The sequence below is a fragment of the Streptomyces sp. NPDC050549 genome, assembly GCF_040655035.1.
In the GTDB taxonomy this organism is placed as follows: domain Bacteria; phylum Actinomycetota; class Actinomycetes; order Streptomycetales; family Streptomycetaceae; genus Streptomyces.
Window position 1 is genome coordinate 241,171 of the sequence record NZ_JBFAJD010000010.1, and the last position, 17,834, is coordinate 259,004.

Below are 17,834 nucleotides of genomic sequence, written 5' to 3' on the forward strand. Positions count from 1 at the left end.
GCCCGACTGCCGCGGCAGGGCCCGCGACGATCCTCCACCGCCCGGGCAAGGTGACACCGCAGGCGACAGCTCTCCTCAAGCAACTCCGTCCGCCGTCTTGCGAGGCGCCTCGTGGGATGCCTTGTCGGGGCGGGCCGTCGCGGTGGCCAGGAGTTCGGTGGCGGTGCGGCTGCCGTCGACCGTGACTGGTGTGCTCATCAGCCAGTCGGCAGCGCTGGGCGTTGTTGTGGGAGGGATAACAAGCAGGGTGCGAAAGCCCTTGAGATACGAGCAGAGCACGATCTCGTTCTGTTCGTGACCGGACACGAACCACCCTGCGGTTACGGTGTGCCCGCCGACGGAGACCCGGTGCGGGATGTCGGGCCACGGCTCGATCCCCACTATGACCCTGGTGATGCTGCCCGTCCCATCCATTGCCTCAACCAGGCCGGGAAGTTCAGTGGCGAGATTACGGGAGTAGGGCCACCATGCGCCGTCGAATCCGCCTGAGACGGCTTCGTAGGGCGCCAGCGAAAGCCGAACAGGCAGAGGTGAGGAGCGCTGGGCGCCGGCCGAGAGGTGATTTGTAGTCGGTTCCATGATGTGAACCTCTCTGACCAGTCGTCGGGCCGACGTCGTGTCGTTCGCCGTCAAGAACCTGCCAAGGCGTTTTCCCAGACCGGACATCGGTGGTGCAATGGTCCACGGCCGCCGCCGCATGCAGCCGAACACGGGCGGCGGCCGCGTGCGAAGACGGCACCGAGGCCCCCTGCCTCGCCGTCTCACACTGACCCGTCCTCACCAGCCCAAGCGGGGCGTAGCGGGAGTACACCCCGGCCTCGAAAAAGGCTGAGAAGGACGAAGGGCTGGAGCTGCGCAGTCGGCGGTGCGGCTCCAGCCTCCTCAGAGTGGTCAGATGGACACTGTGACCCGGGGGCAAGGGGCCGAAAGACGGAGGATGCGGGCCAGACTGTTCACCAACTACAAATGGTGAAAAGCGCCTCAGCCTCACAACTCACCGTATACCCAGCCTGGTGACAGCGACAGTAGGCAATCTCGGACATGCCACCAGTCCACCGCGCCCAAAGATCCAGATCAGGGGGTCAGACACAGGCACTCAGTCCGCCAGGGGCAGATACACCCGGTTCCCGCTGGCCGCGAACTCCTTCGACTTCTGCAACATCCCCTCAGCGACCTCCTCAGCCGTCGCCCCTGCAGCCGCCGTACCGCCGAACTGCGCTGTGATGCTTTGGCTAATCTTCATCGAGCAGAACTTCGGCCCGCACATCGAGCAGAAGTGCGCCGTCTTGGCAGGCTCCGCCGGCAGTGTCTCGTCGTGGAACTCCCGTGCAGTGACCGGGTCGAGGGCCAGGTTGAACTGGTCCTCCCAGCGGAACTCGAAGCGGGCGTCGGACAGCGCGTCGTCCCACTCCTGTGCACCTGGGTGCCCCTTGGCGAGGTCGGCTGCGTGGGCGGCGATCTTGTAGGTGATGACGCCGGTCTTGACGTCGTCACGATTGGGCAGGCCCAAGTGCTCCTTGGGCGTGACATAGCAGAGCATGGCCGTGCCCCACCAGGCGATCATCGCGGCACCGATGCCGGAAGTGATGTGGTCGTACGCAGGCGCGACGTCCGTCGTCAGCGGGCCGAGCGTATAGAACGGAGCTTCATCGCAGATCTCCTGCTGAAGGTCGATGTTCTCCTTGATCTTGTGCATCGGGACATGTCCCGGGCCCTCGATCATGGTCTGTACGTTGAAACGCTTCGCGATCGTGTTGAGTTCCCCGAGAGTCCTCAACTCGGCGAACTGCGCCTCGTCGTTGGCGTCCGCGATCGAGCCGGGTCGCAGACCGTCGCCCAGCGAGTACGTGACGTCGTAGGCGGCGAGGATCTCGCACAACTCCTCGAAGTTCTCGTAGAGGAACGATTCCTTGTGGTGTGCCAGGCACCAGGCCGCCATGATCGAGCCGCCGCGCGAGACGATGCCCGTCTTGCGGTTCGCCGTCAGCGGTACGAACGGCAACCGCACGCCCGCGTGGACGGTCATGTAGTCCACGCCCTGTTCGGCCTGTTCGACGACCGTGTCCTTGTAGATCTCCCAGGTCAGCTCCTCGGCACGGCCGTCGACCTTTTCGAGTGCCTGGTAGAGCGGCACGGTGCCGATGGGGACGGGGGAGTTGCGCAGGACCCATTCGCGGGTGGTGTGGATGTTGCGGCCGGTGGACAGGTCCATGACCGTGTCGGCGCCCCAGCGGGTCGCCCAGGTCATCTTCTCGACCTCCTCCTCGATGGAGGAAGTGACCGCGGAATTGCCGATGTTGGCGTTGACCTTCACCAGGAACCGCTTACCGATGATCATCGGCTCGATCTCGGGATGGTTGACGTTGGCCGGCAGCACCGCACGCCCCGCCGCGATCTCCTCCCGGACCACCTCGGGCGAGACCTTCTCCCGTACGGCCACGAACTCCATCTCGGGCGTGATCTCGCCCCGTCGCGCGTAGGCGAGTTGAGTCACCGCCGTACCATCACGTCCACGGCGCGGCTGCCGCGGGCGTCCCGGGAACACCGCATCGAGATTGCGGAGTCCACCGCGCGGTGACGTGTGCTTGATTCCGTCGTCCTCGGGGCGGACAGGGCGGCCCGCGTACTCCTCGGTGTCGCCCCGGGCGATGATCCAATTCTCCCGCAGCGGCGCCAGCCCCCTGCGGACGTCGGTGTCGACGAGCGGATCGGTGTACGGGCCGGAGGTGTCGTACAGCGTCACGGACTGCCCGTTGGTGAGGTGCACCTGCCGGACCGGCACCCGCAGATCGGGGCGCGAGCCCTCGACATACCCCTTGTGCCAGCCGATGGACTTCCCAGCCTCCGCAGGCTCCTCGGCCTCCGTCGGCTGCTCGGCCCGTGCGAACTCCCCGCCCGGAATGGGCTGTTCGTCCTGGCTGAAGGCAGGCGTGCGTACGTCCTTGTTGGTCATGAGACCTACTCCCTACGCCGGCATTACCCGGTAACAGGTTCGGCGGTCGACGCAGCGGCTTCCGTCAGCCGATGTTTCATGTGAAACATCACTCACTTCAGGTGACGTTTCCCGTGAAACATCGCAGAGACGGAGGTCAGCGCCCTCTCAGCCCGGTGCTCCGAGCTCCCGCGTGTGCAAAGGTGCCTCCACGCTAGCGTCATATGTGGCGCGCTGAACAGTGGGCCTCCGGCGTTCTTGCGATGATCGGGCGGTGACCACGACGCAGCAGCCCTCATACCCGCCGACCGGGCCGTCGCATGGCCATGACCACGGCCACGGTCCCGAAGGCGACCATGGTTCCGGGTCCCGGGACGACCACAGCTCCGGTGGCGACGGCGGGCACGGTTCCGGCGCGGGTGGTGGGCATGGCCACTCGCACAGTCATGGTCCGGCCGCCCCCGTCTCCCGTCACCTTCGGAAGGTCATCGCGGCGATCCTGATCCCGTTCACAGTGGCGGTCGTGGTCGGCATGGTGGTGTTGTGGCCCGGCGGCGCTCCGTCGCACAAGCGCACCGGCGTCGGCTTCGACCGGCAGACACAGCAGGCGACGGTCACCAAAGTGGTCAGCGTCAGCTGCGCCTCGGTGAACGCCTCGGGCGGGGGCTCGACCGGGGACACCTCCACGGCCGAGGGTTCCTCGGCACAGCAGGAGGCGGGCGGCACCTGCAAGAAGGCCACGGTCACGGTCAGCACCGGCAAGGACAAGGGCCGCACGTTCACGGAGATCGTCCAGCCCGACCAGTCACGGCAACTGCATGAGGGCGAGAAGGTCGTGGTCGCCTACGAGCCCTCCGCGCCCAGGGATCTGCAGTACTCGGTCACCGATGTGAACCGTAAGTTCCCGATGGCGCTGCTCGCCGGCATCTTCGCACTGGCCGTCGTGGTGGTGGGCCGACTGCGCGGTGTCATGGCACTGATCGCGCTGGCCATCAGCTTCATGATCCTCAACTTCTTCATCCTGCCCGCGATCCTGCACGGCTCGAACCCGCTGATCGTGGCGGTGGTCGGATCGAGTGCCATCATGCTGATCGCGCTCTACATGTGCCACGGGCTGTCGGCCCGTACGTCCGTGGCGGTGCTCGGCACGCTGATGTCGCTGGTGCTGATCGGCATCCTTGGTTCGGTGTTCATCGGCTGGGCCGCGCTCACCGGCAACACGGACGACAACACGGGCCTGATCCACGGGCTGTATCCGTCGATCGACATGAGCGGTCTGCTGCTCGCCGGCGTCATCATCGGTTCGCTGGGGGTGCTCGACGATGTGACGGTCACGCAGACCTCGGCGGTCTGGGAGCTGCACGAGGCCAACCCGTCGATGGGCTGGCGCGGGCTGTACCGCGCCGGTATCCGGATCGGCCGCGACCACATCGCGTCCGTGGTCAACACGCTCGTCCTCGCCTACGCGGGCGCGGCCCTGCCGTTGCTGCTGCTCTTCTCCATCGCGCAGAGCAGCGTGGGGTCGGTCGCCAACAGCGAGTTGGTCGCCGAGGAGATCGTACGCACGCTGGTGGGCTCGATCGGCCTGGTCGCCTCGGTACCGGTCACCACGGCGCTCGCGGCCCTGGTGGTCTCGGCCGACCGACCGGGACGCGAAACGGCTCCGGCGGGGGTTGCGGCAGTGGCCACGGCGGCGGTCGGTGCCGGGCCCACGGCAGCACCCGGTGTCAAGCCGGCGCCGGCACGCGGCGGGAAGGGCCGGCGCCGCAAGCACTGAGGACGGCGGGAATCGCCGCGCGGAGCCACGCAGAAGCGTTCCTGCGACTCCAGGGCTCCTCCCGGGCTTCCCCGGACCGCTCCCAGACCTCTCGGCCCCGCAGGCCTTTCAGAACTCCACAGATGCGTCCAGGGGCTTCAGACCCCTTGGTGAAGCGTTACGCCAACTCCCCCCGCCGCCACGGCAACGCTTCAGCCGGCGCTCTGCTCCTCCGCCAGGATGCGGTCCAGTGCCTCGTCGAGGTGGGCGTCGAAATCCGCGAGCGCACCCTCCTGACCGAGCGGAACCAGCCGGTCGGTGCGGTCGAGGAACGCCACGAGCGGGGCCGCACCGGTGCGGAACAGCGCCTGGTCGCCGCCCACCTGAAGCCTGATCAGCACTTCGCCCAGCGTCTCGGGATCGACGGGCTCGATCCGGACGTCACCGTCCCCGGACGCCCGGCCCACCCCGTCGATCAGCAGCTCCCGGCCGAAGGCCCAGGTCACCGGGGCATCGCCCGGCAAATGGAAGGTCAGCCGTACGGCGTACGGATCGCACGCCTCGTAGCCCAGTTCGACCGGGATACGGAAGGAGAGCTCCTCGGAGACGAGGAAGCTCATCATGACCTCTGCCTGTACGGACTCGCGCATCGCCTATCCCGTCAATTGCCGCCGACTGGCTGGGAATGATCCCCGTGACACTGAAGGAATATTGCTGAACGTACACAACAGATCACAAGGAGTAAGTTTTCAGATACTGATAGAGAGCGCGAGCGACCCCAGCAGCCTGCCGACCTCGGCCTGCAACGCCCGGGCGGCGGCCGGCAGACGGTCAGCCTGATGCAAGGGGAGAGAAATGGCCATCGTGGCGGCCGTGCTGCCGAGCGTGATCGGAATCGCCGCGCAGACCGTCCCCAGCGCGTACTCCTGACGTTCCACCACCAGCTCCATCCGCCGCATCCGATCCAGGCGCCGCAGCAGGGAGTGACCGTCCCGCACGGTGTACGGCGTGAGGGACTGCGCGGGATAGCGGTCGAGGTGGTCGCGCCGGGCGTCCTCGTCCAATTGGGCCAGCAGACACTGGCCGATCGCGTGCGCGTGTCCCGTCTCACGGAAGTCGGCCCACTCCTCGACCGCCGGGTTGCCGGGGCTGTCGGAGACGCACATGACCTCGATCTCGCCGTCGCGGTACATCGCGTAGTAGACCGGCACACCGATCAAATCCCGCCAGGCCGCCAGCGCGTCCACAAGCGTGCTGCGACGTTTCTCCTGCGCTCCGCTGCTGCTCAGCCTCGCGGCCGCTTCGCCGAGGAAGAACAGCCCTCTGTCCCGGCGGAGATAGCCCTCGTACACGAGAGTGCGCAGCAGGTGGTACGCCGTGGGAAGCGCGAGGCCGGTCTCGCGGGCCAACTGCTTCGCGGGGGCTCCGTGTTCGTGCGCGGCGACGGACTCCAGCAGCCGCATCGCCCGCTGGACGGAGCCGATGAGGGTGGCGGCGGGCTGGGGCTGCTGCTCGGTGGCTGTCGCGGAGCGCTGTCGCGGCGGGGCCGCCACGGGACGCAGCTGTGCGGGGATCGCCACTGAACTCGGCCAGGTCGGCGGGCCGGGCTGGGTAGAAGGTGCGTGCGGTTCTACGGGTGCGGTGTCAACCGTGGCCAAGGGTCACTTCCGGAGCGCGAGGGGGCAGCCCGTGCGGGGAACACGGGGAGGGGGTGCGCCGCCCGCGGGGTTCGTCCCCGCGTCGAATTCCGGACTGTAACCGCCCGCCACCGCCCGCAGACGGCCCGTCCGGAAAACTTCCCTCGCCCGAGGGAACCGGTGATTCCTGTTACCGATCACCGGTTGCCCAGCAGGGCCTCACCAGTCACTGCGTGAAGAGGAACCGGCCGTGAACTTCCGCACGACATAGATCAGTCCGCCGACCAGCGCCACGAAGACCAGCGCCTTGAAGAGCAGTCCGATGACAAAGCCCACGACGGTTGCTATCAGCCCGCCGAACACGACCAGGGCGATGACCGGCACCGCGACCCACTTCACCCACCACGGCAGTCCGCCGAATATCTCTCGCATCGCCCTCGTCCTTTACCTCTCCGCCCGTCGCTCGCACCGGGTCCTGTCGGTGTCCGGCACTGCTGTGCCGGACCTCTGTTGTCCTGCAATCGATGCTAGGGCGGCCGAAGGCAGAACGGGGGCCTCGCATCCCTTGTCCTCCCCTGACCGTTCCCCTAGGGAACCCTGAGACGCGGGTCAGGCTTCCGGGGGAGAGAACACCACCAGCACCCGCAGGTCCTCGCTGATGTGGTGGAACTTGTGGGCCACCCCGGCCGGCACGTAGACCACGCTGCCCCGCGCCACCTGGGTGGTCTCCATGCCGACGGTGATCGCGGCACGACCGCTCACGACGAAGTACACCTCGTCCTGGTTGTGCGGCTGCTGCCGGTCGTGCTCGCCCGCGTCGAGCGCGTAGAGACCGACCGACATGTTCTTCTCGCGCAGGAACTGCAGGTATGCACCGTCGTTGGCGGCACGCTCCGCCTCCAGTTCATCCAACCGGAATGCCTTCATCGCCCTCGTCCACGCTCGGAGTCGATCTCTTCTGTCACGATCAGACACATGAAGAATTTTCTAGTCAAGACGATCGCCAACGCAGGCGCCCTGGCGGTCGCCGTATGGCTGCTCGACAAGATCACCCTGACCGGCGACAGCACCTTCAAGAAGGTCTGGACCCTGCTCCTCGTCGCCGTGGTCTTCGGCCTGGTGAACTTCCTGGTCAAGCCGATCGTCAAGTTGCTGACCTTCCCGCTGTTCATCCTGACGCTCGGTCTGATCACCCTGGTGGTCAACGCGCTGATGCTGCTGCTCACCTCGTGGGTTGCCGACAAGCTCGACCTGAGTTTCCACGTCGACGGCTTCTGGACCGCCGTCCTGGGCGGCCTGATCATCTCGGTCGTCTCCTGGGCGCTCAACCTCGCCCTCCCCGACGGGGACTGAGGCGCGATGACCTACCGCGTCAGCTTCGTCTGCACCGGCAACATCTGCCGCTCCCCGATGGCCGAATCTGTCTTCCGCGCGCGGGTGGAGGAGGCAGGGCTCGGCGATCGGGTCGAGGTCGAGAGCGCGGGCACCGGCGGCTGGCACGAGGGCGACGGCGCCGACCCGCGCGCCGTCGCCGTCCTGGAGGAGCACGGCTACGGGACCGACCATGTCGCACGTCAGTTCCAGGCCTCCTGGTTCTCCCGCCTCGACCTCGTCATCGCCCTCGACGGCGGCCATCGCAAGGCCCTGCGCCGCCTCGCCCCGACCGAGCAGGACGCCCAGAAGGTCCGCCTGCTCCGCTCCTACGACCCCGCCGCGGGCGACGACCTCGACGTACCGGACCCGTACTACGGGGGTCTGGACGGCTTCGAGGAGTGTCTTGAGATGGTGGAGGCGGCGAGCGAGGGCCTGCTCACCGCGGTACGCGAGGAAGTGGAAGGACGAGCGATATGAGTGATTCCGCCGCTGACGGAGGTATCCGAAACGGCGCGGGGGACGGCACGCGCGCCGTGCGGGCCGGTCTGCCCGATCCGGTCAAATACGAACCGACGCTCCCCGGACCGGTGTTCGCCGCGCACTTCCATCTCCCGGGCGAGGTGACGGGCCCGTACAGCTACGGCCGTGACGACAACCCGACCTGGACCCACCTGGAGCGCGCCATCGGCGAGCTGGAGGCGCCCGGGCGGAGCGATGTCGAGACGCTCGTGTTCGCCTCCGGCATGGCCGCCATCTCGTCGGTGCTCTTCTCCCAGCTGCGTGCCGGTGACACGGTCGTACTGCCGAAGGACGGCTACCAGGTACTGCCCCTTGTCCGCGCCCAGTTGGAGGCGTACGGCATCGAGGTGCGCACCGCGCCGACCGGCGAGGACGCCCAGCTCGACCTTCTCGACGGCGCGAAACTGCTGTGGATCGAGACCCCCTCGAACCCCGGACTCGACGTGTGCGACATCCGCCGGCTCGTCGAGGCGGCACACGCGCGTGGTGCCCTCGTGGCCGTGGACAACACACTCGCCACACCCCTGGGACAGCGCCCGCTGGAACTCGGCGCCGACTTCGCCGTGGCGAGCGGCACCAAACAGCTCACCGGGCACGGGGACCTCCTTCTCGGATACGTCGTCGGAACCGACGCCGCCGCGATGACCGCCGTACGCCGTTGGCGCAAGATCGTCGGCGCGATTTCCGGGCCCATGGAGGCCTGGCTGGCGCACCGCTCGATCGCCACGCTCCAGCTGCGTGTGGACCGGCAGGACGCCACCGCGCTGATCCTCGCCGAGGCACTGCGGGGGAGGGACGAGGTGACGGGGCTGCGTTATCCGGGGCTGCCCGACGATCCCTCGCACAAGGTCGCCTCGCGGCAGATGCGGCGCTACGGGTGCGTGGTTTCGTTCACGTTGCCCACGCGCGCGCGTGCCGAGCGTTTTCTCGACGCGCTGCGGCTCGTGGACGACGCGACGAGTTTCGGCGGGGTGCGATCCACCGCCGAACGCCGGGGTCGCTGGGGAGGGGACGCGGTGCCGGAGGGCTTCGTTCGCTTCTCGGTGGGCGTCGAGGATCCCGAGGACCTGGTGGCCGATGTGCTGCGTGCGCTGGACGAGTCGGCACGGTGACCGCTTTACGTACCACCGGTCGGTGTCCGGCTACGCACAACGGACGGTCCGAGCCTCCCCCCTCGTGGCTCGGACCGTCCTCGGTTCTGCGCGCGAAGAACCGCGCGCACAAGGCTAGTTGACTCTGTGTCAGTGTCCAATCACGGTAGCGACAGAGACCTATCGACTTATTTATAGTTGGGCCCTGCCCGGGGTCGGAGAAGGGCGGGGAAAGGAGAGTGCGTGCCATGGATCTGGCCTTGCTGCGCACCTTCGTGACCGTGCACCGGGCCGGCTCCTTCACCCGCGCCGCAGCCCTGCTCGGTCTCTCCCAGCCCGCGGTGACGTCCCAGATCCGCACCCTGGAACGGCAGTTGGGCCGCCCCTTGTTCCTGCGCCAGGCCCGTGGAGTCACCCCCACGACCATGGGCGACGAACTCGCGCACAAGGCCGCGCCGCATCTCGACGCCCTCGTGGAGATAGCCGAGGCCGGTCCCGACAACGACTCGTCCTTGCGCACTCTGCATCTCGCCGGGCCGCCCGAGTTCACTGCCGAGCGGGCGCTGCCCGCGCTCACGGAGCTGACCGGCGACGACGGCCAGCCCTTCGCACTGCGCGCGTCCTTCGGGAATGCCGAGGAAACCCTGGATGGGCTGGCCGCCGGACACCACGATCTGGCCATCAGCACGGCCCGTCCGCGAGGGGCCCTGCTTACGGCGACAACGCTCTGCGACGAGGAGCACGTCCTCGTCGCCGCCCCGCAGTGGGCCCAGCAGATCGGCTCCGCGAACCTCGACCCCAAGGACGCGCCCGCTCTGGACGACCTCCCCCTGATCGAGGTCCACGAGTCGCTGCCCTTCATCTCGCGGTACTGGGCGTCCGTCTTCGACTCCCGTCCGGCCGCCTCGGGCACGGTCATCGTGCCGGACCTGCGGGCGGTGCTCGCCTGCGCCGGCGCGGGCGCCGGACTCGCGGTGCTGCCCCGCTATCTGTGCGCCGCCGCACTGGAGCGCGGTGAGGTCGTTCCGCTCCACGAGCCGGCGGTGCCACCGCTGCGGACGTATTTCCTGGTCGTACGCACCGGAACTCTCGCGATGCCACACATCGCCCGGGCCCACGAGTGGCTGCACCGCGCGGCCACCGGATGGGGCTGACCAGGTACTTTGTCGCCGCTTCGCGTCGACGGCTCCGAATGTCACGCTCTGAACCGCCAGGGTGACGTTTCGCGATGTTTCACGTGGAACCAGCCGGGCCACATTTCTCCCATGACCGTCCGACCCGTGGTCAAGCGCACCGCACGTGCCGTCCTCCTCGACGGCGACGACCTGATCCTGATCAAGCGCACCAAGCCCGGTGTGGATCCCTACTGGGTCACGCCCGGTGGCGGGGTCGAGCCCGAGGACACCACTGTCGTCGATGCCCTGCATCGCGAGGTGCACGAGGAGCTCGGCGCCAAGATCACTGACGTGGTTCCCTGCTTCGTGGACACCGTCGAGCACATCGGCGCGAACGCCACGGCGACCGGCGTGAAGGTCCAGCACTTCTTCGTCTGCCACCTGGAGTCCATGGACCCGGCGCTGCGCCACGGCCCCGAAGTGGACGATCCCCTCGGCGAGTACGAGATCGTCAGAGTCCCCTTCACCCGGGTAGGCATCGCGTCCGTCCACCTCGTGCCGCTGTCCCTGCGCCACTATCTGGACGGCAACATCGAAGGGGTCCGCGCGATGCACGCCCCCGACCTCGGCTGACCTCTCGGGCGCCGGATCAGTCCCCGGCGGCCACCGGTTCCTCAACGGAGTCGTGCCGTATGCGCTCCGCCGGGACACCGACGTCCTTCAGGGCATCGACACCGCTGCGGATCATTCCCGGCGGGCCCGAGACGTAGGCGTCGTACCCACGCCACGGCCCGTACGTCCTTATGGCGTCCGGGAGTTGGAGACGCGCCTGCTGGTCTACGACGGTCCGGACCGTGAGCCACGGATACGACTGCTGGAGCCGGAGCATCGTCTCGATGTCATAGAGGTCGAGGTCGGTACGGGCTCCGTAGAACACCTCCACCGGTCGCCGCTCGCCGTGCTCGGCGACATCCTCGACCAGTGCCTTGATCGGCGCTATGCCGGTGCCACCGCCCAGGCAGAGCAGCCCGCTGCCGGTGCTGTGGTTCACGGTCATCGAGCCGGCCGGCGGACCGAGCCGGATGATGTCGCCGGGCCTGGCCCGGTGCACCAGCGCGTTCGAGACCCAGCCTGCCGGGACGGCCTTCACATGGAAGGTCAGCAGTCCGTCCGAACGGGGCGTCGAGGCGAAGGAGTAGTGCCGCCAGATGCGCGGCCACCAGGGCGTCTCCAGGCTCGTGTACTGCCCGGCGAGGAAGGGGTAGGGCTGGTCGGGGCGGACCGTGACGACCGCGACGTCCCGGGTCCTCAGATCGTGGGTGACGACCTCAGCGTTCCACCAGGCCGGGGCACGCAGTTCGTCGGCAGCAGCCTCGTCGATCATGACCTGCGAGATCGTCGTGTACGCCCGGACCCAGGCCGCCTCAGTCTCGACGTCCCAGACGCCGGAGCCGTACTTGTTCAGCGCACCGATGAGGCACTCGCCGACGGCCGGGTAGTGCTCGGGCCGGGTGCCGTACTTGCGGTGGCCGCGGCCCAGGTTCTGGAGATACGCGACGAGAACCTCGGTGTTGTCGATGTGCTCGGCCGCGGTGAGCAGCGCCTTGAGCAACCGGTCCCGCTGGGTGTCCATCGCCGCCGGGAACAGCGACCGCAGTTCGGGGTGGCGTACGAAGAGCAGCGCGTAGAAGTACGAGGTGACCTTGTCGGCCACCGGGGCGACTTCGGCCATGGTCCGGCGTATGAGCACGGCGTCCGGGGAGGCGTTCTCGGTGACGGCGCCGAAAGAACGCTGGGCGGGCACTCGCACGACGGCCGAATCCGCCGCGGCGACGGATGGCGCGGACGTGAACGCCGACTGGGCGGGAGGCGGGGCCTGAGCGGGCGGGAAGGGCGACGGGGGCGCGGGAGAGGGGGTCTGGGCAGGCGTGGCGGGTGCCGGGGGTGTGGCAGGCGGGATTTGAGCTGGAGCGAAGGGCTGCGGAGGGGTCGCAGACGAGGCTTGAGCGGGAACGAAAGGCTGTGGCGGCGCGGGCGACGGGGGCTGGGCCGGGGTGAAGGGCTGGACGGTGGTCGTGGCCGACGGTATTCGCTCCCGGTCGGGTGAGGTGCCCTGCTGCGAACCGTGGCTTTCCGGCTCCGGCGCCGCGCCCTCGGCACTCTGAGTCGACGGCTCCGAACTCGCGTCGGGCGGGGGCTCGTTGACACCCGCCGTAGCCCTGCGGACCGGTCGCATCACGGCCGGACGCCGTACCCCCGCGGTCTCCCGCCCTTCGCCCGGAGGCACCTCCGGCTGCTTGCGTGGCGTGAACCAGCCGCCTCCGCCGCTGCCGCCGCCGGGCGGACCGTTGTCGGCCGACGTGGTGGTCGGAGCGTCCATGATGTGCCTCGCCTCGAACATCTTTCGGTCGGTCGGCGTACTTCCCCCATCGGAAGCTGCCTGCTTTCCGCGCGGACTGCTTGCTTTTCCCCGTTCGCTCGAGCGGCCAATACAGCCGTATCCGACCCACGTTCCCACCGCGTACGGACAAGTAAGGCGAGATGTGACATTGCCCGCAGTACTCGCCTGCGGCGCCCTGCCGCGGACAAGAACCGGAGTCGACCATACCGGCCCGTGATGCGCGCACAAGTCCGGCCCGGCTCCCCCACGAACAGGGGAGGCGCGAACCATCAATTCCCTCAACTACCGGGCGGCGCGCACCAATTCATAGGCATCCCACAGATCCCGCCCCGCATAGGAGTGGGTGGCAAGGCCCGTCAGATGCCGATCGGCGTTCACCGCGACAGAGACGGGCACGGCGCCGAACAGATCCTTGTCCGACATCGAGTCGCCATAGGCGACACAATCCGCCCTCGTCACCCCGAACTCCTCACAGAGCCGATCCGCGATCACCACCTTGGCAGCAGAGCTGAGGACTCCGGACAGGTCCATCGAGGGCTCGGTGAAGGGCACGACGGGGAAGAGCGACCCGTGTGCCGCGTGCGCGCCCCAACCCGTGAGCCGTTCCACAAAGAAGGACGGCGAAAGCGATACGACGGCACAGTATTCTCCGGCACTCCTGATCTCGGCCCAGACCTCACGGATCCGCGCCAGCCAAGGGGCCCCTTCAAAGGCAGCCGCCACATGCGCCTCTGTGAGATTCGCCCAGAGCGTGTACACGCGGGTCGCATACTCCGGCGGCCCGATCAGCCCGGCCGAGATCTCCTGTTCCAGCTCCACCGTCTCGGCTTCCAGACCAAGTTGACGTGAGATCTCCAGGGGCGCGCTGGTTCCGTGCAGCAAAGTGCCGTCGAGGTCGAAGAGATGAAGTCTCGCCATGAGCCACGAGGTTAGTGGGCGGAACTGTGGCGCCTTTCACGAGCCTGCCGGATGTTCGCCGTTCGCCGGTGTTTCACGTGAAACATCCGGCTTCGGCCGAGGTCTTGTGCAGTCGGCCATGACATGGCCAAAAGCAAGTACGTCTCCCCGGAAACGGGTGGACGCCGACAACGCAGTCAGACAGCCTGACCTGCGTGCCGACTCACTCCCTCGCCGCTCTGCCCATCCGCCGGCTGACGCTCCGCGATCGCACCGCCTGCGCCGACCTTTCCGAGGACCGGGGGTGGCCACGCGAGGAACACAAGTGGGGCTTCCTCCTCAGCGCGGGGACGGGGTACGGCATCGACAGTCCGGAAGGTGGCCTCGCCGCGGCCTGCGTCGTCACGGAGTACGGCCCGCAGGAGCGCCCGGATCTGAGCGCCATCGGCATGGTCCTGGTCGCCGAACGCCATGCCCGTCAGGGCGTGGGGCGCCGACTGATGCGCCACCTGCTGGCAGTACTGGGTCCCACGCCACTGACCTTGTACGCGACCCCGAACGGGCGCCCGCTCTACGAAGAACTCGGTTTCAAGGCGACAGGTCGGGCAGAGATGCTGCGCGGCCATTTCACTCCGGACGGATCCGACGGACCCGAGTCCCGGATCACCACCCGTGCGGCCACGGCAGAGGACCTCACCGCCATCCTCCGGCTCGACGAGGAGGTGTTCGGCACCGATCGCACACCTCTCATCACACGGCTCCCCGCCTTCGCCGACCAGTTGCGGGTGGCACAGGACAACGGCCGGATCATCGGGTACACGGCGGCCTGGCCCAATATGGACACACAGGTCGTGGGCCCACTGATCGCACAGGACTCGGAGACGGCGAAGGCTCTCCTCGCCTCACTCGCCGCCCGCACCGACCGTCCCCTGCGCACCGACATCGACGTACGCCACGAAGACCTGCTGTGCTGGGTGAAGGAACGCGGCCTGGTCTCTTTGGCCTTCAACTCCGTCATGACATACGGGATCGCGGAGCTGCCCGGCGACTGGAAACGGCGGTTCGCGCCCCTGACGGTCGCTGCGGGCTGACGCCTCCGGGCATGGAAAACACCGGCTCCAGACATGATCGAGAGCCGGCGTTTCAGCCGTCTTCAGACGTCAGACAAGTGCCTCGACGGCGGCCTGGGCGAAACCGTGGTCCTGCGACGGCGCGCCGCCACCGACCCCGATCGCTCCGATCAGCCGGCCGTCGCGGTGCACCGGGAGACCGCCCGCGATGAACAGCAGCGGTCGGTCGAGCGCGGTAGGCAGGGTGTGGAAGAGGCCTCCGGGCTGGACCGCGTCGACGAGATCGGCGGTGGCCGCGTTCAGCTGAAGCGCGGTGTACGCCTTGCGGGTGCTGGTCTCGCCGGAAATCAGCACGGCCCGGTCGTCGCGCCGGAAGGCAAGCAGATGACCGCCCGCGTCCAGCACGGTGACGCTGACCGTGACCCCGGCGGCCTCTGCGGCACGGCGGGCCCGGTCGACGAGCGCTTCGGCGCCCTGGATGGTCAGCGGGGCAACGGCTGTGGTGGTGCTCATCAGGGTTTCTCCTTGCGGGTGTTGCTGTAGGTGGTGTCGGAAGGCCGGATCGGAAGGGACACGTGCGATCGGCAGTCACGGGAACGGCCCTGGCCCCGTGACTCCCCGCTCCGGTACCACAGGGTCAGTGGTGGACGACGGTCCGCTGCTCGCTCGGCAGGCCGCCCGCCGCGACCGTGCCGTGGGCGCCGGTGCGGCGCTCCAGCGCGGCCGAGACGATCGCGAGGACCAGGGCGGCTGCGGCGAGGACGGCGCCGACCCAGTTGGGGGCGGTGTAGCCGAGGCCGGCCGCGATGACGATTCCGCCGAGCCAGGCGGACAGCGCGTTGCCAAGGTTGAAGGCGCCGATGTTCACCGCGGAGGCCAGCGTCGGGGCGCCGTGCGCCTGGTCCAGGACCCGCTTCTGCAGCGGTGGCACGGTGGCGAAGCCCAGGGCGCCGATGAGGGCGATGGTGACGGCCGCCGCGATCTTGTTGTGCGCGGTGACCGTGAAGAGCGCCAGCACCACGGCCAGGGCGCCGAGCGAGACGTACAGCATGGGCATCAGTACGCGGTCGGCGAACTTGCCGCCGATGAGGTTGCCGCCGACCATGCCGAGGCCGAAGAGGACGAGCAGCCAGGTGACGGATCCCTCTGCGAAGCCGGCGACGTGGGTCATCATCGGCGCGATGTAGGTGATGGCCGCGAAGACGCCGCCGAAGCCGAGGACGGTCATCGCCATGGCGAGCAGGACCTGGGTGTTCTTGAAGGCGGCCAGTTCGTGGCGCAGTTGGACACCTTCGGGCTTGGGCAGGTCGGGCACGAGCTTGGCGATGCCGGCCAGGCCGATCACGCCGAGGCCCGCGACGATGGCGAAGGTGACGCGCCAGCCGACGGACTGCCCGACGAGGGTGCCCAGCGGGACACCGACGACATTGGCGACGGTCAGCCCGGTGAACATCATCGCGATGGCTCCGGCCTTCTTGTCCGGGGCCACGAGCTCGGCCGCGACGACCGAGCCGATGCCGAAGAAGGCACCGTGGGCGAGCGAGGCGACCACACGGCCGATCAGCATCACCGAGAAGTTGGGGGCGACGGCGGAGAGCAGGTTGCCGACGACGAACAGGCCCATCAGCAGCATCAGCATCCGCTTGCGGGGGACCTTGGTGCCGAGCACGGTCATCAGCGGGGCGCCGATGACCACACCCAGCGCGTAACCGGTGACCAGCAGGCCGGCGGTGGGGATGGAGACTCCGAAGTCGCCCGCGACCTGGGGCAGCAGGCCCATGATCACGAACTCGGTCGTTCCGATTCCGAAGGCCCCGATCGCGAGGGCCAGAAGCGCGAGAGGCATGGGGATGCACCCTTCCCAGAAGATTGCAGGAGCGCTTTGCGTGCGTTCACAATAGTTGCAGACGCGGGCTATATGCAAGCGCGGACTATTTCACCTGTGCTCTATCCTGGGTTCAGCCGCTCCGGGACGGAGGAAACGCCAATGACAGCGACAGACCCAGCACTCACCGCCCTTGCCCAGGGCTGGTGCGCCCTCTCCTTGCTGCACGGGAGGATCGAGGCGCACATCGAGCGCGCCCTGCAGGCCAAGCACGACCTGAGCATGCGGGAGTACTCACTGCTCGACGTCCTCAGCAGGCAGCACGACGGCGACGGGGGCCACCTGCAGATGCGCCAGGTCGCGGACGCGGTTGTCCTCAGCCAGAGCGCCACCACCCGGCTGGTCACCCGGCTCGAGGACCGCGGTCTGCTCGCCCGGTATTTGTGCCCGACCGACCGACGGGGCATCTACACCAACGTCTCCGAGGCCGGCCTGGCCCTGCTCGAAGAGGCCCGGCCCACCAACGACACCGCCCTGCGCGAAGCGCTCGACGCGGCGGCCGGGAACCCCGAGCTGGCCCCACTGGTCCGCGTCGTGGAGTCGATGCACGCGCCCGCGTAGACAGTCCGATCCCCCGCAGCGCACCGCTGCCTAAGCTGTGACCATGGGAGATCTTGAGATACGAGCCGCGGTCACCGAAGACGTCCCCGCCATCGTCGACATGCTCGCCGACGACCCCCTGGGCTCCCAGCGCGAGTCACCCGACGATCTGACGCCCTACCTGGCCGCGCTGGAACGCCTGACCGCCGACCCCAACCAGCACCTGGTCGTCGCCGTGCGCGGAGGCCGCGTCGTCGGCACCCTCCAGCTCACGGTCATTCCCGGCCTGTCCCGCAGAGGCGCCACGCGGTCGGTCATCGAGGCCGTACGCATCCACACGGACGAGCGGGGCAGCGGCCTCGGCACCCGACTCATCGAGTGGGCGATCACCGAATCGCGCCGCCAGGGCTGCCAGTTGGTCCAGCTGACCTCCGATGCCACCCGCACCGACGCCCACCGGTTCTACGAACGGCTCGGCTTCACGGCCTCGCACGTGGGCTTCAAGCTCCCCCTCTGAAGCGAGAACGACACACCCGGCCGACATCGGGGAGGCGTCGTGTTTCACCGCCGGCACGATCACCGGCCGCCCCGGCGCGCAGCGTCTCGCCGTCACCTCC

Annotated in this window: 19 protein-coding genes and 1 riboswitch; of the genes, 9 read left to right on the plus strand and 10 right to left on the minus strand. The window is 68.3% G+C overall.

Annotated features, from left to right (window positions below; all coding sequences use genetic code 11):
- Window positions 1–75: 75 nt before the first annotated feature.
- A complete protein-coding gene (locus AB0I51_RS17785; protein ID WP_362975999.1) occupies window positions 76–579 on the minus strand; it encodes a DUF5994 family protein in 504 nt (167 codons plus the stop codon).
- 517 nt (window positions 580–1,096) lie between these two features.
- Window positions 1,097–2,953, minus strand: a complete 1,857-nt coding sequence (gene thiC, locus AB0I51_RS17790) for a phosphomethylpyrimidine synthase ThiC (protein ID WP_362976001.1) — start codon at window positions 2,951–2,953, stop codon at window positions 1,097–1,099.
- A riboswitch (TPP riboswitch) is annotated at window positions 2,946–3,135 on the minus strand. Its footprint overlaps the gene before it by 8 nt.
- Window positions 3,136–3,206: 71 nt before the next feature.
- On the opposite strand from thiC, the gene AB0I51_RS17795 reads away from it, so the two are divergent.
- The gene (locus tag AB0I51_RS17795; protein WP_362976003.1) at window positions 3,207–4,709 is read left to right on the plus strand and encodes a YibE/F family protein; all 1,503 of its coding nucleotides are present in this window, start codon (window positions 3,207–3,209) and stop codon (window positions 4,707–4,709) included.
- 191 nt (window positions 4,710–4,900) lie between these two features.
- Here AB0I51_RS17795 and AB0I51_RS17800 read toward each other — a convergent pair whose 3' ends face one another.
- From AB0I51_RS17800 to AB0I51_RS17815, 4 genes are all read right to left on the minus strand, one after another.
- On the minus strand, window positions 4,901–5,338 hold the full coding sequence (locus AB0I51_RS17800) for an SsgA family sporulation/cell division regulator (protein ID WP_362976005.1): 438 nt from the start codon (window positions 5,336–5,338) through the stop codon (window positions 4,901–4,903).
- Between the two features lie 99 nt (window positions 5,339–5,437).
- Window positions 5,438–6,241 (minus strand): IclR family transcriptional regulator C-terminal domain-containing protein, encoded by an 804-nt coding sequence (locus AB0I51_RS17805; protein ID WP_362976007.1) that lies wholly within the window; start codon window positions 6,239–6,241, stop codon window positions 5,438–5,440.
- Window positions 6,242–6,544: 303 nt separating this feature from the next.
- Window positions 6,545–6,757, minus strand: a complete 213-nt coding sequence (locus tag AB0I51_RS17810) for a DUF5326 family protein (RefSeq protein WP_093627959.1) — start codon at window positions 6,755–6,757, stop codon at window positions 6,545–6,547.
- Window positions 6,758–6,934: 177 nt separating this feature from the next.
- Window positions 6,935–7,252 (minus strand): cupin domain-containing protein, encoded by a 318-nt coding sequence (locus AB0I51_RS17815; RefSeq protein ID WP_200691123.1) that lies wholly within the window; start codon window positions 7,250–7,252, stop codon window positions 6,935–6,937.
- 48 nt (window positions 7,253–7,300) lie between these two features.
- Here AB0I51_RS17815 and AB0I51_RS17820 point away from each other — a divergent pair, with 48 nt between their 5' ends.
- From AB0I51_RS17820 to AB0I51_RS17840, 5 genes are all read left to right on the plus strand, one after another.
- Entirely contained in the window at window positions 7,301–7,678 is a 378-nt protein-coding gene (locus AB0I51_RS17820) for a phage holin family protein (protein WP_362976010.1), read from the plus strand.
- A 6-nt stretch (window positions 7,679–7,684) separates the two neighbouring features.
- On the plus strand, window positions 7,685–8,176 hold the full coding sequence (locus tag AB0I51_RS17825) for a low molecular weight protein-tyrosine-phosphatase (RefSeq protein WP_362976012.1): 492 nt from the start codon (window positions 7,685–7,687) through the stop codon (window positions 8,174–8,176).
- On the plus strand, window positions 8,173–9,330 hold the full coding sequence (locus AB0I51_RS17830; RefSeq protein WP_362976014.1) for a cystathionine gamma-lyase: 1,158 nt from the start codon (window positions 8,173–8,175) through the stop codon (window positions 9,328–9,330). The genes AB0I51_RS17825 and AB0I51_RS17830 overlap by 4 nt, the downstream gene beginning before the upstream one ends.
- A gap of 227 nt (window positions 9,331–9,557) precedes the next feature.
- Entirely contained in the window at window positions 9,558–10,463 is a 906-nt protein-coding gene (locus AB0I51_RS17835) for a LysR family transcriptional regulator (protein ID WP_362976016.1), read from the plus strand.
- 111 nt (window positions 10,464–10,574) lie between these two features.
- Complete coding sequence (locus tag AB0I51_RS17840) at window positions 10,575–11,057, plus strand: NUDIX hydrolase (RefSeq protein WP_362976018.1); 483 nt, start codon at window positions 10,575–10,577, stop codon at window positions 11,055–11,057.
- 16 nt (window positions 11,058–11,073) lie between these two features.
- Here the strand turns inward: AB0I51_RS17840 and AB0I51_RS17845 are convergent, their stop codons facing one another.
- Together AB0I51_RS17845 and AB0I51_RS17850 are read right to left on the minus strand one after the other, a co-directional pair.
- On the minus strand, window positions 11,074–12,804 hold the full coding sequence (locus AB0I51_RS17845) for a globin domain-containing protein (RefSeq protein WP_362976020.1): 1,731 nt from the start codon (window positions 12,802–12,804) through the stop codon (window positions 11,074–11,076).
- Between the two features lie 303 nt (window positions 12,805–13,107).
- The gene (locus tag AB0I51_RS17850) at window positions 13,108–13,743 is read right to left on the minus strand and encodes an HAD-IB family phosphatase (protein WP_362976022.1); all 636 of its coding nucleotides are present in this window, start codon (window positions 13,741–13,743) and stop codon (window positions 13,108–13,110) included.
- Between the two features lie 194 nt (window positions 13,744–13,937).
- On the opposite strand from AB0I51_RS17850, the gene AB0I51_RS17855 reads away from it, so the two are divergent.
- Window positions 13,938–14,813, plus strand: coding sequence for a GNAT family N-acetyltransferase (locus AB0I51_RS17855; protein ID WP_362976024.1), 876 nt, complete (start codon window positions 13,938–13,940; stop codon window positions 14,811–14,813).
- 69 nt (window positions 14,814–14,882) lie between these two features.
- Here the strand turns inward: AB0I51_RS17855 and AB0I51_RS17860 are convergent, their stop codons facing one another.
- Window positions 14,883–15,305: a heme-binding protein gene (locus AB0I51_RS17860; protein ID WP_362976026.1), complete on the minus strand. Its 423-nt coding sequence runs from the start codon at window positions 15,303–15,305 to the stop codon at window positions 14,883–14,885.
- 124 nt (window positions 15,306–15,429) lie between these two features.
- Window positions 15,430–16,638 carry an MFS transporter gene (locus AB0I51_RS17865; RefSeq protein WP_362976028.1) on the minus strand — a complete coding sequence of 403 codons (1,209 nt, stop codon included), beginning with the start codon at window positions 16,636–16,638 and terminating at the stop codon, window positions 15,430–15,432.
- 141 nt (window positions 16,639–16,779) lie between these two features.
- On the opposite strand from AB0I51_RS17865, the gene AB0I51_RS17870 reads away from it, so the two are divergent.
- Window positions 16,780–17,238: a MarR family transcriptional regulator gene (locus tag AB0I51_RS17870; RefSeq protein ID WP_019073386.1), complete on the plus strand. Its 459-nt coding sequence runs from the start codon at window positions 16,780–16,782 to the stop codon at window positions 17,236–17,238.
- A gap of 43 nt (window positions 17,239–17,281) precedes the next feature.
- The gene (locus AB0I51_RS17875) at window positions 17,282–17,734 is read left to right on the plus strand and encodes a GNAT family N-acetyltransferase (protein WP_362976030.1); all 453 of its coding nucleotides are present in this window, start codon (window positions 17,282–17,284) and stop codon (window positions 17,732–17,734) included.
- Window positions 17,735–17,834: the final 100 nt, after the last annotated feature.